The organism is Shewanella sp. UCD-KL12 (assembly GCF_001957125.1).
Classification (GTDB): Bacteria; Pseudomonadota; Gammaproteobacteria; order Enterobacterales; family Shewanellaceae; genus Shewanella.
The window spans coordinates 65,271-80,646 of record NZ_MPHJ01000014.1 but is presented as its reverse complement, the minus strand read 5'-3'; the positions used below and the strand labels follow the sequence as shown (position 1 = coordinate 80,646).

Genomic DNA, 15,376 nt, shown 5'->3' with positions numbered 1-15,376 from the left:
AACCTATGATGGCAATAAAGCTGTGCTATAGATATATCATCGTGATTAATCGAGAGATTGCTTTATGGGTATGGTTACATCGCCATGCTTCATCTGCGGCAGTCAGCCAAGAGGATGGCGCGGCTTACCCTACAGGACGTTAAATTCCCGATAAAGGGCTAGAGCCAACCCTTTTGTTTAGCGATACGAGCAGCGTCTATGCGGTTAGTTGCATTAAGCTTACTGATCGCTTCTGACAGGTAATTACGTACGGTTCCTTCGGCGATAAATAGGCTGCTAGCTATTTCAGCGGTAGACTTTCCATCTCCTGCTAGACGTAGCGCACGGCGTTCTTTGTCATTAAGCGGGTCGTTATCATTACTTATAGCCATAACGGCTAGCTCAGGGTCGATCACCCTTTTTCCCGACATGACCTTTTTTATGCTTTTAATGAGAGTGTCTGAGGGGGCGTCTTTGAGTAGGAATCCGCCAGCACCCGACTCTATCGCCCGCTTAATGTAGCCAGCTCTGCCAAATGTGGTGAGTATAATCACCTTGATAGTGGAGTGCTGCTGGCACCATTTTGCCAGCTCTAATCCAGTCAGGCCAGGCATCTCGATATCAGTGAGCAGAAGGTCGTAGCTATCTGTTTTTAATAGAGACAGTGCTTCATCCCCGTCACAGGCTTGGGTGACCTCAAACTCACCCCCTAAGCTCAGCAGTGCTGCTAGTGCGCCTCTGACCATTGCTTGATCTTCTGCTAATAATATCTTCATCTCTCAATAGCCCTTACTTATAAGGTTTGCGGTGGAAGTTTGATGGTAAATTGAGATTGCTGATCAAGCTTATAATCTAACTGACCCTGAAACGCCTTCAAGCGTTCTCGTATTCCCTTTAAACCATTACCTTCAACAATAGCGGTTACTTGCCCGTTATCTTTGATGGATATACTTATCTCATCTTTAGATTCATCAAAAATAAGGCTGCAGTGATCGGCTTGGCTGTGGCGTAGAATGTTATTGCAAAGCTCAGTGAGGCTTAAGATCACGTGGGTTTCTAATTCAGGCACTAGCTGAGGAATATCGCCCTCTAGGCTGACACTTAACCCTTTATCGCGCAAGGTTTGGCACAGAGACATGACACTGGATGCGAGCCCCTTATGTTTATAGCCTGAGACGGTTTCACGTACCTGATTTAAGCTCTCTCGGGCAATCGTATTGAGTTCAATTAACTGCTCTTTCGCCTGCTCAATGTGATTCTTATCGAGTAACTTCTCTGCCAACTCAGCTTTTAAAGAGATGCTAGAAAGATTGTGTCCCATGATGTCATGGAGATCTCTGGCGATTCTTTCACGTTCAAGCATCGTTGCTAGCTGACTGATTTCGGCCTTACTCTTCTGCTCACGACATTTGGTCTCTACACGTTTTCTTTCTGCAATTCCAAACAAGCCAACCCCAGCGATAAGTAATCCACCGTAGGTGATAAAGTAATAGTGATTGATATCGAGTAAAAATGTTAGTGCTGTGAGTAGGGCTATAAAGCCTAACAGGCTAATGAAAGCATTTTTGATCGGATAATAGAAGCCAATATAGAAACCCGCGAAGGTGAAAAGCGACAGAGACCCAGTATTGATTGGGGTGATTGCAACGCCTAAAGCTATCATGGCTGCTATAGGGTATATGGCTTTATCTTTAGGGCTGCGATAGGCCCAGAAATAGCAGTAGATAAATGGGATAAGGGTTAACAGTGCGACTACGATTTCCCATGCAGGTTTATCGTTGATAAATAGCGGAATGAGATAGAAGACCAGGTTGACTAAATATATCCAGGCAAGCTTATCTTCAGAGCTCTTGTGATTTGAATCTGTGGCGGCATGAATACTATTCATGGGTATGTCCTTTTGGTATAGCCGATCAGCCTAACGGCTGAGCGGCTTGAATCCTATTATACCAATCGGCATAAGAAAGTGATCTACTCAGAGTGTTTTTTGGCAACTAATTCAAGGCGAATAGGTGATGGAATGGTTATTCCCTTGTGAAGCTATTCAACGAAGAAGTAGGCAGCCAAAAACACTCCTGAAAGGCGAGTTTTAGCGCTTCATATGCTGTGTTAACGAGCTAGCACGTAGAGTGACTATGCTCTTCACTCGTTGCAAAGAACATGGATGTTCTGAATGTCATTAATGCAGGAGCAATTTATGACCTTGCCTCTGAAGCGCTAATATCTCGCTGAGCGATCACATCTTTATGCTGATTGGTATTACTGGCTAACTTCGCTATTTTTATTAAGCAGAAAGTGAGCCCAGCCATAATCGGCTTGTACGCTCAGCGCTGCTTGCCAATCATCTATTGCCCCTTGGCTATCACCACTACTCTGTTTTGCCAGTCCTCGCCAAGTGTAGGCTTCTGCGTGACCCCAACAGATGTTATCGCAAGGTTCGGCAAACAGATCAATAGCTTTACTCGTTAATTGAATGGTATTTAGCATATTGCCGCCATAGGCTGCAGGGGTGTTGAATGCAGAGATAGCTTCAATGAGCAGGACTCTAGGATTGTTAGGTTCAAGGGTTTGGGCTTGAGAAAGCGTTGCACTAACTTTAGCACCGTAAACACTCGCTTTAGCGGGGATGAGGCCAATCTGCATACCGTAAATAGAAGCGAGCAGAGCAAGGTTTTCGGCATTGGCAGAGGCGTTATTTAACGCTTCGAGAGTTGACTGAGCATTGTTCAATGCTGTGCTGGCAAGCTTGGGTTGGCCCAGTATGTTGGCACTAATAGCGAGTCGGTAATTTGCGTATGCTTGAGTATAATCTTGGTTTTGGTGACTTAAGCTCTGTAATTGAGAGATGTCCATTGCGTTGGCAGCTTGATCAATCTGAACGATGTCATTGGCATTAGTTGCGTGACTAAACAGCGCTAATGTTCCAGCTAAGATAAGTGTTTTCATATTGCTCTCCTTGGAAATGAAATAGGTGCCTGATTGTGTACAGGGCTAGTATCAAGGAGGTAGGGAAAGTTTTGCAGACACAAAGGTCATAAGATCATGATGACAAATGTCATGACCTTATGATCTAGAGCGTGAAAGTTTAAGCAGTGGCTTGTGAGATCAGGTAACCAATGTAGCTAATATAACCCAGTAAAAGGATCGCACCTTCTCGGCGGCCAACTCTGAAACCAGTCCACGCGAAGGGCAATACTAGTAGGGATAACGCTAACATCACCATAAAATCAAAATTTTGAATCCCCGCAGCTGCAATGGGGTGAACCAGAGCCGTGACGCCTAATATTCCTAGAATATTAAATAGGTTAGAGCCGACAATATTACCGATAGCAATATCGCTTTCTCCCTTACTCGCTGCCACAATCGAAGTCACTAGCTCAGGCATACTTGTCCCTATGGCAACGATGGTTAAGCCTATAATGACTTCGCTGATACCAAATGCTTTTGCTAGGTCGACAGCGCCATCGACAAATAAAATCCCGCCGCCAACGAGCATGCTGATGCCAGCTACGATAAACAGCACGGATAATAATGGCTTTTGCGGGCTATCATCGATCGCTTCACTATCTCCATCATCGCCACTGTTTCTCGAGCTGATATAGCTAAAGCTTAGGTAGCCAATAAGTAGGCTTGTTAGCAGTGCGCCATCCCAGAAGCTAAGGGCACCATCAAGTAATAAGCCCCAGAAGAGCATAGAAGCCGCAATCATGATCGGGATATCACGTTTGACCATTTGTGATTGCACTTGGATCGGACGGATCAGTGCGGTTATGGCTAAAATCAGACCGATGTTGGCAATGTTTGAGCCGATAACATTCCCCAAGGCTATGCCACTGTTACCTGCCAGTGCCGACTTTAAACTCACCGCGAGTTCTGGCGCACTGGTACCGAAGGCGACGATGGTTAAACCGATAATGAGAGGCGTGATACCTAATTTTAGCGCGATTGCGCTGGCCCCTCTGACTAAGGCTTCAGCGCCTAAGGTCAGGATTAAAAAACCACCTATGATTGATAGAGCAATTAGCATGTGAATCTACACTTTTCGGTTAATTTTTCGATTGGCTAGCTTAAGGTTTTTTTACAATAAGGCAATCTAGATATCATTTTGTGTCATTAAATATTCTTTAAGTTTGCTAGGTAAACTTAAGATTGAAAAAGCACGCATAGTGCGTGCTTTTTCTGCGACTCAAGAGACATGGGTTAGGTGATCTCATCTTCCCAGCGGATCTTGCCGCCACGGATCCCATCAACCATCTCACTAAAGCGTTTCTCTAGTACATGGCGTTTGATTTTCAGAGTCGGTGTGAGTACATCATTTTCAACTTCCCAGGTATCTTTGACGACTATGATAGCGTCGATGGTTTCATGGGACTCAAGGTTAGGGTTCACGCTGTCCAGTGTCACCTTTAATGAACTGCGAACCTCCTCTCTTGGCTGCAAAGCTGCGCCTTCAGAGAGCTGAACCAAAGCGATTGGATGAGGTAAACCTGAACCAATGACACATAGCAGTTCTACATGGGAGTCTTGAGCAAGCTTTCGCTCAATAGGGACTGGCGCTACGTATTTGCCTTTTGATGTCTTAAAGTTATCTTTCACACGTCCAGTGATCGACACGCAGCCATCAGCATCAATAGAGCAGAGATCGCCAGTGCGGAAAAAACCGTCCTCATCAAATGAAGCCGCAGTGACCTCATCTTGCTTATAATATCCAGTCATCAGGCCCGGGCTTTTAACTAATAGCTCGCCAGTGTCAGCCTGCTTAATTTCACAACCTTCAATAGCGCGACCTACAGTACCAATTTTGCTGTCATCAAATGGATAGTTAATGATGGAGTAAGCGCTATTTTCGGTCATGCCCCACGCTTCACTAATGTTCAGTCCGATATCGTGATACCAGCTAATCAGTGATGGTGGAATAGGCGCGGAGCCCGAGCCAAGTAGGTGGCAATTTTCAAGGCCAAGACCTGCATGTATCTTCTTTTTCACTATGCTGCTGATAATGGGCACTTTAAGTAAAAAGTTAAGCTTACTGTTACCTATCTTTGCAATAATATTTTGCTGGAAAAGGCTCCACAGTCTTGGCACAGAGAAGAATACTGTCGGTCTAGCGCGCTGAACATCTTCGACAAAACTATCTAAGCTTTCAACAAAAGCGACACTACTGCCTGAATAGAATGACGAACCTTCGATAGCGACACGCTCGGTAATATGAGCGAGTGGCAAGTAAGAGATTAATCGGTCATTGACGCCGGTTTTTAGATCGCGAACGACCGCTTTACAGGTCCAGGCATAACTAGCAAAGTTCTGGATTGCACCCTTAGGTTTACCTGTAGAGCCAGAGGTATAGATGAGTGTCATCACCTGCTCTGGAGTGGCTTGTGGCGCATCGAGCAAAGGAGTGCCTAACTTGAGTAAATTGTCCCATTTATATTGCGCAGGCATAGTATCGTAGGGCATCGCGAGTCTTAAAATGTCGCCGCCGACACCAGGCTCTTGGTCAGCCCAGTAGTCTAGCTTGCCTATGATAATGGCTTTAGCTTCGCTGTGTTCTAGTACATAGCGAATGGTATCAGCATTAGCCGTTGGGTAGATCGGCACACTAATATAACCACCATACATTAGAGCAAGATCGGTAATAAACCACTCGGCACAGTTTTTAGATAATACTGCGATCTTATCGCCAGGCTCTAGCCCTAAGTGTCTCAGTGCGCCTGCAAGTTGCTGCATTTTCTGCTGCACTTCTCGCCAGCTAAAGTCTACGTACTGACCATTAATAGGTTGTCTCAGGTAGGTCGTATCACCCTGTGTATCGACCCAATGCGCTAACATCTCAACAGGTGTTTTGGTTGGTGATTCCATTGGCATTTCCATTCTTGTCGTTATTAATTCCAGTTCAAATAGAGCAGTTTTGATTTTTATATAGGTACAACTCTAATTGACTACGCGATTTGAGTATGGCGAAAAATGTGATTTAAGACAAACTCTTTGGTTAAATGTGACCTAAATATTGTTCAGCCTTCAAATGAAGGCTGGTTACATTTTTGGTTTTAGCTTCTGGCTGAGTTGGTATTGGGTTTGTGTATTTGAAGGTCGCCCCTTCAGTGTAATCTACCGCCTGCCCGGCGAGGAATGTGCACTCTTGTTTTGAGAAAGTTCTGCGAAACGCTGTAAACTCGTCCATGGGCGCTCTGCGGTTTCAAATAACTTCCATGTTTAAAGGCCAGTTCGGCGTCCTTGCCTCTCGTTCGAAGAGCTTCACTAAGTGAAGCCTCACCCTGAAGCCGAAGTCCGCAGCCGCATCTACACTGGATGATTTACAAGAAAGTTATCTCTTCGATTTGAGTTTCACTGGTTGAGTCGGTGACACGGAAATGCCTCAAAGTGAGCTAGCCTTAGGATGCAGGCTGATTGCATTCTTAGTTGGGTTCATTGAGCGGTTTTGATATTGGGATTTATGCTTGAAGGTCTTACCTTCAATGTAACCTACCGCCTGCCCGGCGAGGAATGTGCAGCTACTTCTGCGTCACGCTGTGAATATATCCCTATACGCTCTGCGGCTTCATCCATGAAGCCGAAGTCCGCAGCCGCATCTGCACTGGGGGATTTATCTCTTCGGTTTGAGTTTCACTGGTTGATTAGGTGACACGGAATGCCCCAGAGTGAGCTGTGGCCAAACTGCGTTTGTATAAGATGATTAGACTTCGTCTAATAACTAAAGTCGCGGAACTCTATTCCCTGGGGATATCGGTCTGGCGACCGAAGAAAGTCGCGGGTTTTCCACCCACCCCCGAGGCAAAGGGAGGTCAACAGCACCCCCCCTTTACCACTCTTGTAAGTAAAGAGTCCGTGCCAGAATATATTCATATACAAAGCCAGTTCGACAATCCCTGTCTCTCGCTCATAAGCTCAATCATCGTTGATGATTATTCGCCCCATTGAAGTTGTGACCCTTGCGCTTATGGATAAATAGCTAACACTTCCGATGGAACATCCTGTCCCCCGAAAGTTAGCCAGACATCCATGTCTGGCTCACGCTATGCCCTACGGCAACTTCCAACGGGGACTAGCAGTAGCGTTAGCCTGTTATTGAAACATGTAGATTTTTTCAGTCTATAAGTGAGTCAGACGCTACATTGAACTTGCTAGCAGAGCACCTGCTAAGGGACGTGCAAGCTTCTAAATCAAGGCCAGAAATGTTCCCTACATTTCTTGGCATTTCCACCAATCCTTGGCAGTCAGTGCTTTAGTATAGCTTCCATGGACGGACTTGCAGCGTCTTGCAAAGGCACAGGGCAGGTGGTCTGCAACTTCAATACTGGTAAAGGCTTTGCTCTGTATTGAAAGCAACTGCTCTAAGCTATTTCTGTCCATAAATGAGATACAGACGATAAGCAGCATAGGTTTGTAACAAGTCATCTGACCTACTTTAAATAAGACATCAATATCAATGCTCGTTTTCCAGTTTTTCGTGCTCGTTTATTCAACACCACTCTGGTAGAGTGCTTATAAATCAATAGCTTTACTTTAGTAAGGCTTAAATAATAGGTTTATTAAATGTGCATGCGCATTTTGCCAAATATACGCGCATGCGCACTATACAAATGTTATAAATTTACGAGGTTCAGGTGGAAGCTGTAACAAATACGGATATTTCAACATATAAAGAATTACTTCCAATACTTGCTAGCACCATTACTGCTGTTGCAACTTTACTTGGTGTTTTCATAGCTAGTTACTTTAACCAGAAAAACAATAAGGTAGTTTTAGAAAAAAGCCTAGAACAAGAAAGAATTAAAATTAAGCTAAATAAAATTGAAGAAATTTATGACCATTTCTACATATGGGAATCTTCAATAACAAATACTCAAATGGCTCATTTTACATACTACTCTGGGTTGTTTACTGAAAAGCAATTTCATGAATCACTTGGCAAATATGACAAGAAAGACTCGGGTAATAGCTATAGAAAAGTTCAATCTCTTAGTGACATACACTTCCCAGAAGCAAGTTTAGCATTTAAAGATGTTTTAAAGTCCCGTGATGCTTTGGCTAAATGCTTTTTTGGTAAGCAACAAACCCAAAAGGCTTGTGATAACTTAACTAAACACTATAAAGCCTTTGAAAAAGAAGCCAATAGATTCAAAGAAACTTTAAGTTTGTTAGCAAAAAATTTATAACAAGTCGCTCAAAGTGGACGCAAAACAGTTGGCTTGCGCTCATTCTTCGCTAATTTTAGCCAACAATTTTGCGCCCGTTAGCGAGGCGTTATGGAGCAAGGATGCGTCACATCATATTTCTTCCCCTGCTACTTTTCTTGGGGTGCTCAAGCTATCCTCAGAGCAAAATTAGTGAAATAAATTTAATTGATGATCATACCGTTGAATACAATGGTGATACGTCAAAAGGCAATGCAATACAACTTGAAACTTTATTAACTAAACACTCTAAGGAAATCGATACATTAGTTGTAACTAGTGCTGGAGGTGAAGTTTTTGGTGGAATGTACATTGGCCATTTAGTACATAAATTTGGTTTAAAGGTTGTTGTAAAACAATATTGCATGTCGTCTTGTGCAAATTACATAGTCACAGCAAGTCACGATGTTATTGTATCTAAAGGTGCAATTCTCGGATGGCATGGAGGTGCGACGCAACCAATGTACTCTTCTTTGGAAGCCGAAATATCTTGGTTATCCCAAATACAGAGGTTTTTTAGTCATGTTGATGATAAAAAAGAAGTGGATACTTATTTACTTAGGTGGCAAAGGGAAGAGTTAGAGTTTTTTGATACAGTAGGTGTTAACCAAGCTGTGACGATACTTGGAATGATGCCAGGGTTAAAGATGAAAAGAGACTCTATGCTTTACTCTTACGACAAGAGAACTCTTCAAATACTTGGCCTTAATATTAAATTTGAGAATGAGGATCAAACTGAGCTTTCACCTGATGGAGCTAAAGTTGTTCAAGTATTTAATATTACAAATGAAAAACTAGATACCCTCTTAAAGCTTCATAACAAGAAAGCAAACAAGGACACGTAACCGTTCGCAGTGTTCAACGTTTTAGTTAACTATTACTTAGCTTGCTATTTGGGCGTTAGCTCATATCCAATTGTCATATATTCCCTAATCAAAAACTCGCAAGTTAGAGGCTAACCTCTGGCTTATTCCTGTCCCAAAAGCGATTTCGAGAAAACCAGCAAACTTCAATCGAAGAGATAATTAATGAGGTGCAAGTGAGCACGAGGACTTCGGTTTCAAGGATGAAACCGCAGAGCGCCCAGGGATGGGTTCATAGCGTACCGAGAGATTACTTACACTTAAGGTCGTTCTTAGGCATCCATGCCTTCACGACATTCGTAAATCCATTTACAGCACCCGCTGCAGGCGTTAGATAACAATGCAATATTGGTATACAGCTTACTGCCAAGTACCCATTCAGCCAAATGAACCCACATCCCAAAGATATTTAAGCCACCTGTTATCAGACAGGTGAGTGAAAATCTGGTGCTCGCATCTTTTCCCACCACTGCTCATCAGCTGCAATTTGGCCTAGCTCATCGACTCTAGGGTAGGGGATGTTCTTGCGTCTACACGCCTTAGCGTAGATAGGATGCCCTTGTTCAAATAACTTTATCTGGCAGTAGTCTTCATCTAGCTTACGTGTACCGTACATGCCAGCTGCTTGTCGCTGCCTTTGTGCTTCATACATGATAAGGGCTGAAGCCACTGATACATTAAGGGACTGCACCATGCCAATCATAGGGATGATGATATGTTGATCGGCAGCTTCTATGCCTTCGGCACTGACACCATCACGCTCATTACCTAAGATGATCGCGGTGGGACGGGTGTAATCAATTTCACGAAAATCAACGGCATTTTCAGAGAAGTTAGTCGCTAGAATCTGCATATCTTGAGCACGAAATGCCTGCTCTGCTTCAGCCATATGATTATGCTTTATGGTTTTTACCCATTGCTGGCTACCTGAAGCGGTATTGCCCGAAACGCGCATCTCAATATCTGGCCATACAGCATGGATCTGATGGATACCTACTGCGTCTGCAGTACGGATCACGGCGGCAATGTTGTTGGTCTTGTGAACCTTGTCTAAACATAGGGTTAGATCAGGCTGGCGGTTGTCCAACATCTCATTGATACGTGCAAAACGTTCTGGGCTCATGGAAAATCTTCTTAAAGGTAAAAATACAAAAGGGCGCCGAAGCGCCCTGTTATAGAGGGAGGTGGATTAAATCTCCATCACTCCATCCATCTCAACAAGTGAGTCTTTCGGTAGCTGTTTTACACCGATGGCTGCACGTGCTGGGTAGGGCTGTGAAAAATAACGCCCCATAATTTCGTTTACTGTGGCGAAGTTACTCAAATCTGTCATAAAGATATTGAGCTTAACGATATCACTGAGTGAGCCACCTGCAGCTTCACAGACTGCAGTTAAGTTTTCAAAAACCTGCACGACCTGAGCAGAAAACTCATCACTTACCATCTGCATATTCTCTGGGTTCAAAGGAATTTGACCCGAAAGATATACCGTGCTGCCAACTTTAACAGCTTGAGAATACGTACCGATTGCTTGAGGTGCTTTATCGGTTGCGATAATGATTTTTTCTGCCATAACGCTCTCTCTAATTAGTGATGTATTAGTAAATATCTATTAAATAACGAGTAAATAACTATCTGTTTCTCGAGGTGCGAAGTACTTCAGGCAGTACCCGGATACGTCGCATTACGTTCGCTAAATGAATACGGTCTTTAACTGAAATACGTAGATTAATCAGGAAGACTCTTCCATCTCGCTCTTCGGTACTTAGGTTATGTATATTGGCGCCTTCAGCAGCGACAATAGAGGTGATCTTAGCCAGTGCACCTTGATGGTTAACTATCTCTACACGAAGGTTAGCTTGGAACTCAACCCCTTCGGCATTATCCCACTGTACTGGAATGTATTTATCAGGCTCACCTTGGTAACCACGTATGTTGGCACAGCTTTCCATATGCACCACCAGTCCCTTACCTGGGCTCACGTGTGCGATAACGGCATCACCTGGTATTGGGCGACAGCAGTTAGCAAACGTCACTAGCATGCCTTCAGCGCCACGAATTGGCATCATATGGGATTCGTTGTGCTCTTGCGCTTCAACTTTATCACCGAGGAGTCGTTGAGCAATGACAATGCTCATGGCGTTACCTAGGCCGATATCTGCCAGTAACTCCTCTAAGGTGTCATGTTTAGTGTCGTTAACGACTTTTTCAATCTGCTCTGGAGCAATAGCATCGAGCTTAGTTTCACCTAAGGCATGGTTGAGTAAGCGTCTGCCTAATACAACGGCATCGCCTTCAGTCATACTCTTAAGTAACTGACGAATTTTAGCGCGAGCTTTACCGGTAACGACAAAGTTCAGCCAAGCAGCATTAGGACGTGCGCCTTTAGCTGTAATGATCTCGATGGTTTGTCCTGAGATCAACGGCTGACTGAGGGGATAAGCCTGGCGGTTAACGCGTGCGCCAACACAGGTATTACCCACATCAGTATGCACTTCATATGCAAAATCAACAGGTGTTGCGCCAACAGGGAGTTCGAGAATACGCCCCTCAGGGGTAAAGACATAGATCTCTTCAGGGAAGAGCTCTGTCTTGAAGTTTTCAACAAACTCAAAAGAGGTACTGGCACTTTGCTGTAGTTCCAGCAAGCTTTGCATCCATTTACGGGCACGAACTTGTGTCGTCGTCCCTTGCTCTGCCGAGCTACCTTTCTTATAGATCCAGTGGGCTGCCACCCCTTTATCTGCCATTTGATCCATATCTTCGGTACGGATCTGAATCTCTACTGGTACGCCGTGAGGGCCAAATAGAGAGGTATGTAATGACTGATAGCCGTTGGCTTTTGGAATGGCGATATAATCTTTAAAACGGCCCGGACGCGGCTTGTATAAGCCATGCATGGCGCCCATGACGCGATAACAGGTATCAATAGAATCAACAATGACACGGAAGGCGTAGATATCCATCACTTCCTGAAATTGCAGCTCTTTACTTTGCATCTTGTTATAGATGGAGTAGAGGTTTTTCTCACGCCCTTTGACTGTGCCATTTAGGCCAGTATCTTCAAGGCGAGTATGCACCGCAGCTTCAATACTCTGGATCAACTCTTTACGGTTGCCACGAGCAGCTTTTACTACCTCTTTCAATACGCGATAGCGCATGGGGTAGTAAGCCTGGAAGCCTAAATCTTCTAACTCTGTCTTGATATTATGAATACCGAGACGGTTAGCGATTGGGGCATAAATCTCTAAGGTTTCACGTGCGATACGACGACGTTTGTCGGGGCGCAATGCACCTAAGGTACGCATATTGTGAGTACGATCGGCTAATTTAATCAGGATAACTCGAATATCTTGAGTCATTGCCATCATCATTTTACGGAAGTTTTCAGCCTGAGCTTCTTTCTTATCGCGGAATTTTAGCTTATCGAGTTTAGACACACCTTCAACGAGTTCGGCGATTGATTCACTGAAAAGTTCAGCGAGTTCATCTTTCGTTACTGGGGTATCTTCAATGGTGTCATGCAGGATGGCGGCCATAAGCGTCTCATGATCGAGACGCATATCGGCCAGGATGCGGGCGACCGCAACCGGATGTGTGATATAGGGTTCACCACTTGTGCGCATTTGACCTTCATGGGCATCACGCGCCACCTGATAGGCCTGCTTGAGTAATTCTACCTGATCAGGTTCTAAATAACTTGATGCAGACTCCTTGAGACCTTCAAACAGATACAAGTGGTTGTACTCCTTATATTACGTTGTTACGACCTTCAGCAATCGCAGCAACAGCAGCAATTTCTGCCGCTTCACGTTCGCGAACAGTTTGGCGCTCATCGGCATCCAAAGTGTCAGCAGTTACTAAGCCAAGTTCGATTTCGCGAAGTGCGATAACCGTTGGCTTGTCGTTCTCTTCTTCAACCATAGGGTCTTTACCCTGCACAGCGATTTGGCGAGCACGACGCGCTGCAACCAGGATCATATCAAAACGGTTGCCGATTTGTTCTACGGCGTCTTCTACAGTTACGCGAGCCATGTATGGAACTCCAGTGTTAGGATGAAAAAATGACGCAAAATTGTACACTATGACAGTTAGTCTGCCAACAGATCTTTAATCATATCATTTTGTGCATGAATTTGGCCAGCACCAGTTAGGCGTTGGCTACGGATTATTGCGACTAAATCGCTTAGAGCGGTATCGAAATCATCATTAATGATGATGAAGTCATATTCATTATAGTGAGAGATCTCAGCCGCAGCTTGGGCCATGCGACCTTTGATGATCTCTTCGCTGTCTTGGCCACGGCCAGTTAGACGTTTTTCTAACTCAGCTCTGGAGGGCGGCAAAATAAACACACCAACAGCTTCAGGCATGACTTTTTTAACTTGTTGCGCACCTTGCCAGTCGATATCGAGAAATACATCGATACCCACTGCAAGTGTGAGCTCTATGACTTTACGCGAAGTGCCATAATAGTTACCGAAAACTTCAGCCCATTCAAAAAATGCATCTTCGGCAATCAGGGCCTTAAACTCTTCAACAGTCACAAAGTGATAGTGCTCACCATTAACTTCACCTGGGCGAGGTTTACGGGTCGTGTGAGACACTGAGACCTGTTTGTCGGCCGGCTTATTTTCTAGCAGAGCCGATATAAGAGAAGACTTACCCGCGCCACTTGGCGCCGATACGATAAATAGATTTCCGCGTGCGGTCATGAGCTAAGCATCCAAAAATTAAATCGAAATGAGGCTCCCGAATATCGGGAAGCCGTACATTATACGCTCTTGAGGCGTATAGGCGCTAGTACCAGTTTTATCTACACTGCTATTTAGCGGTATTAACTTGTGATCAACGCCTTATTACTATTTTCAGCCTTAGTTAGGCGGTGTGCATGGGCAAACTCACCTGTTCATGTATTACTATGGCTGACAGTTTTATATTGGGTGGAAATGAAGCAAGTTTAATCTTATGTTAACGGGCTTTTTTCAGGCTGGCACTGACTTTGAATGATAAATTCGTTAGTCTGTATATGGTTTTGATACTCATTAAGCCTAGGCTCAGACTTATGGTGTTTAATTCGAGTTCATCATGTGATTTGTCAGCCCGGCGTTATTCGGTCTTACATTTCATGATTTCATTCATATTCTTGTGCTTATAGACCCAAGTTTAACCAATTGGTTTAGGTATTATTTGATGCAGTTTCAATCTCTTTTATGTATACATGGCCGTGATAATGGGGCCAGATTTGCAGTGATAAGTGCCTCTGTTTATCTGATGTTATTACTGGTTTTTTTGCTTGTGGGTCAAGGCGGTGCAATGTTAGTGGTTGGCGTGATATTTGCGCCTCTACTGGTGTTAACGGCCTACCGTCGAATGCGAGATGCTGCTCGTCAAAACTGGTACTCAGTGTTACCGCTTATTCCTCTGTCTCTTTTCTCGATGACTTTAGCTTTTGCCGACAGCACATTGCTTACTCTTGTTACTTTGCTTTTCGCCATAGCATTAAGCGCTTTTTTGGCTGTGTTTCCCTCTAAAGGTAAGGTGTCTCGATATGACTATGGGTATGTCGGCCCCGTTGCCAAGAAGAGCGGCCAAATTCATCGAAGAAGAGTAGAGCCGACATTAGATGCTGATGGTACCAGTCATTATGCAGAAGATAGTGATACTGAATTTGAGACAAGTAACGATTCGGGCAGTCAGCAAGATTGGGATTCACCTAGTACAGCGAGGCAGTTTTCTGCGTCGCTCTTGTTTAGTCGGTATTTAGATTTTGCTAAGCAACATCCTAAAGTTTTGATTAGTGTCGCGGGTGGCTTATTAGCTATCACGCTTTTTAGTGCGCTTTGGGGAGTTATTTCGGGCCCAGAGGAGGAGACGGTAGAGGTGTCGCCTTCAGCTGTGGAGGAGCCCATTGCAATGCCTTCTAGAGAAGAAGCCAAGATCCCCGATGGGTTCAGTCTTGTATTAGAAGACAATGTCTTGATAATGCGCTGGCTCGGGGAGACGCGATCTCCTGGAGAGATCTGGTCGCAAGCATCCGCACTAGGGGATAAAAGTTGTGCTCATTTGAAGTTTAACAATGGCACTGAATATCGCCCGCTTTTGGTCGAATATATGCCAGATACCGCTATTGAAGCGCGCTTTTCACCACTGGATACCCAAAACATTATTACCGATATCGCTCGGCGTGGCAGCGTTAAGTTGTGTGGTTATGACTTTAGCCTGAAGGGAAGTCAATCTGCACTGGCTAGAAATGCTGCTTTTATCCCCTATTTATAGCTGGAATAAATACGGCTTTCTCTTTAGACTGCTCGGCTGTGCCATATCAGGTATGGCCTC

Annotated in this window: 16 protein-coding genes; 4 read left to right on the top strand and 12 right to left on the bottom strand. The window is 44.4% G+C overall.

What is annotated here, in order from left to right; translation table 11 throughout:
- Positions 1-5: 5 nt before the first annotated feature.
- Positions 6-143, top strand: coding sequence for a hypothetical protein (locus BM736_RS25235; RefSeq protein WP_179079085.1), 138 nt, complete (start codon positions 6-8; stop codon positions 141-143).
- Between the two features lie 15 nt (positions 144-158).
- On the opposite strand, the gene BM736_RS19415 is transcribed toward BM736_RS25235, so the two are convergent.
- The 7 genes from BM736_RS19415 to BM736_RS25060 all read right to left on the bottom strand — a co-directional run bounded on the left by BM736_RS19415 (position 159) and on the right by BM736_RS25060 (position 7,395).
- The gene (locus BM736_RS19415; RefSeq protein ID WP_076415216.1) at positions 159-755 is read right to left on the bottom strand and encodes a response regulator transcription factor; all 597 of its coding nucleotides are present in this window, start codon (positions 753-755) and stop codon (positions 159-161) included.
- 17 nt (positions 756-772) lie between these two features.
- A complete protein-coding gene (locus tag BM736_RS19410; RefSeq protein ID WP_076415214.1) occupies positions 773-1,867 on the bottom strand; it encodes a sensor histidine kinase in 1,095 nt (364 codons plus the stop codon).
- Positions 1,868-2,238: 371 nt separating this feature from the next.
- A complete protein-coding gene (locus BM736_RS19400; protein ID WP_076415212.1) occupies positions 2,239-2,925 on the bottom strand; it encodes a hypothetical protein in 687 nt (228 codons plus the stop codon).
- A gap of 139 nt (positions 2,926-3,064) precedes the next feature.
- Positions 3,065-4,006 (bottom strand): calcium/sodium antiporter, encoded by a 942-nt coding sequence (locus tag BM736_RS19395; RefSeq protein ID WP_076415211.1) that lies wholly within the window; start codon positions 4,004-4,006, stop codon positions 3,065-3,067.
- A gap of 173 nt (positions 4,007-4,179) precedes the next feature.
- Positions 4,180-5,838, bottom strand: a complete 1,659-nt coding sequence (locus BM736_RS19390) for an AMP-binding protein (protein ID WP_076415209.1) — start codon at positions 5,836-5,838, stop codon at positions 4,180-4,182.
- Positions 5,839-5,968: 130 nt separating this feature from the next.
- Positions 5,969-6,160 carry a hypothetical protein gene (locus BM736_RS19385; RefSeq protein WP_076415207.1) on the bottom strand — a complete coding sequence of 64 codons (192 nt, stop codon included), beginning with the start codon at positions 6,158-6,160 and terminating at the stop codon, positions 5,969-5,971.
- A gap of 1,019 nt (positions 6,161-7,179) precedes the next feature.
- Positions 7,180-7,395, bottom strand: coding sequence for a hypothetical protein (locus BM736_RS25060; protein WP_143562446.1), 216 nt, complete (start codon positions 7,393-7,395; stop codon positions 7,180-7,182).
- A gap of 209 nt (positions 7,396-7,604) precedes the next feature.
- On the opposite strand from BM736_RS25060, the gene BM736_RS19380 reads away from it, so the two are divergent.
- Positions 7,605-8,156 (top strand): hypothetical protein, encoded by a 552-nt coding sequence (locus tag BM736_RS19380; protein WP_076415205.1) that lies wholly within the window; start codon positions 7,605-7,607, stop codon positions 8,154-8,156.
- Positions 8,157-8,257: 101 nt separating this feature from the next.
- Complete coding sequence (locus tag BM736_RS19375) at positions 8,258-9,019, top strand: hypothetical protein (protein ID WP_076415204.1); 762 nt, start codon at positions 8,258-8,260, stop codon at positions 9,017-9,019.
- Between the two features lie 442 nt (positions 9,020-9,461).
- Here BM736_RS19375 and trmH read toward each other — a convergent pair whose 3' ends face one another.
- From trmH to gmk, 5 genes are all read right to left on the bottom strand, one after another.
- Positions 9,462-10,160 (bottom strand): tRNA (guanosine(18)-2'-O)-methyltransferase TrmH, encoded by a 699-nt coding sequence (trmH, locus tag BM736_RS19370; RefSeq protein ID WP_076415202.1) that lies wholly within the window; start codon positions 10,158-10,160, stop codon positions 9,462-9,464.
- 66 nt (positions 10,161-10,226) lie between these two features.
- A complete protein-coding gene (locus BM736_RS19365) occupies positions 10,227-10,610 on the bottom strand; it encodes a RidA family protein (RefSeq protein WP_076415201.1) in 384 nt (127 codons plus the stop codon).
- A gap of 58 nt (positions 10,611-10,668) precedes the next feature.
- Complete coding sequence (gene spoT, locus BM736_RS19360) at positions 10,669-12,774, bottom strand: bifunctional GTP diphosphokinase/guanosine-3',5'-bis pyrophosphate 3'-pyrophosphohydrolase (protein ID WP_076415199.1); 2,106 nt, start codon at positions 12,772-12,774, stop codon at positions 10,669-10,671.
- Between the two features lie 13 nt (positions 12,775-12,787).
- Positions 12,788-13,072 carry a DNA-directed RNA polymerase subunit omega gene (gene rpoZ / locus BM736_RS19355; protein WP_012327157.1) on the bottom strand — a complete coding sequence of 95 codons (285 nt, stop codon included), beginning with the start codon at positions 13,070-13,072 and terminating at the stop codon, positions 12,788-12,790.
- 56 nt (positions 13,073-13,128) lie between these two features.
- Positions 13,129-13,752 carry a guanylate kinase gene (gmk, locus tag BM736_RS19350; protein WP_076415198.1) on the bottom strand — a complete coding sequence of 208 codons (624 nt, stop codon included), beginning with the start codon at positions 13,750-13,752 and terminating at the stop codon, positions 13,129-13,131.
- Positions 13,753-14,230: 478 nt separating this feature from the next.
- Between gmk and BM736_RS19345 the strand changes: the two genes are divergently transcribed.
- Complete coding sequence (locus tag BM736_RS19345) at positions 14,231-15,316, top strand: DUF805 domain-containing protein (protein ID WP_076415196.1); 1,086 nt, start codon at positions 14,231-14,233, stop codon at positions 15,314-15,316.
- Positions 15,317-15,376: the final 60 nt, after the last annotated feature.

Excerpts from the sequence above, each read along its gene's own strand:
- BM736_RS19395 (WP_076415211.1), bottom strand. The coding sequence starts at position 4,006 with ATGCTAATTGCTCTATCAATCATAGGTGGTTTTTTAATCCTGACCTTA.
- BM736_RS19375 (WP_076415204.1), top strand. The coding sequence starts at position 8,258 with ATGCGTCACATCATATTTCTTCCCCTGCTACTTTTCTTGGGGTGCTCA.
- gmk (WP_076415198.1), bottom strand. The coding sequence starts at position 13,752 with ATGACCGCACGCGGAAATCTATTTATCGTATCGGCGCCAAGTGGCGCG.
- trmH (WP_076415202.1), bottom strand. The coding sequence starts at position 10,160 with ATGAGCCCAGAACGTTTTGCACGTATCAATGAGATGTTGGACAACCGC.
- BM736_RS19400 (WP_076415212.1), bottom strand. The coding sequence starts at position 2,925 with ATGAAAACACTTATCTTAGCTGGAACATTAGCGCTGTTTAGTCACGCA.
- BM736_RS19385 (WP_076415207.1), bottom strand. The coding sequence starts at position 6,160 with ATGGACGAGTTTACAGCGTTTCGCAGAACTTTCTCAAAACAAGAGTGC.
- rpoZ (WP_012327157.1), bottom strand. The coding sequence starts at position 13,072 with ATGGCTCGCGTAACTGTAGAAGACGCCGTAGAACAAATCGGCAACCGT.
- BM736_RS25235 (WP_179079085.1), top strand. The coding sequence starts at position 6 with ATGATGGCAATAAAGCTGTGCTATAGATATATCATCGTGATTAATCGA.
- BM736_RS19365 (WP_076415201.1), bottom strand. The coding sequence starts at position 10,610 with ATGGCAGAAAAAATCATTATCGCAACCGATAAAGCACCTCAAGCAATC.
- BM736_RS19390 (WP_076415209.1), bottom strand. The coding sequence starts at position 5,838 with ATGGAATCACCAACCAAAACACCTGTTGAGATGTTAGCGCATTGGGTC.
- BM736_RS19345 (WP_076415196.1), top strand. The coding sequence starts at position 14,231 with ATGCAGTTTCAATCTCTTTTATGTATACATGGCCGTGATAATGGGGCC.
- BM736_RS19410 (WP_076415214.1), bottom strand. The coding sequence starts at position 1,867 with ATGAATAGTATTCATGCCGCCACAGATTCAAATCACAAGAGCTCTGAA.
- BM736_RS25060 (WP_143562446.1), bottom strand. The coding sequence starts at position 7,395 with ATGACTTGTTACAAACCTATGCTGCTTATCGTCTGTATCTCATTTATG.
- BM736_RS19415 (WP_076415216.1), bottom strand. The coding sequence starts at position 755 with ATGAAGATATTATTAGCAGAAGATCAAGCAATGGTCAGAGGCGCACTA.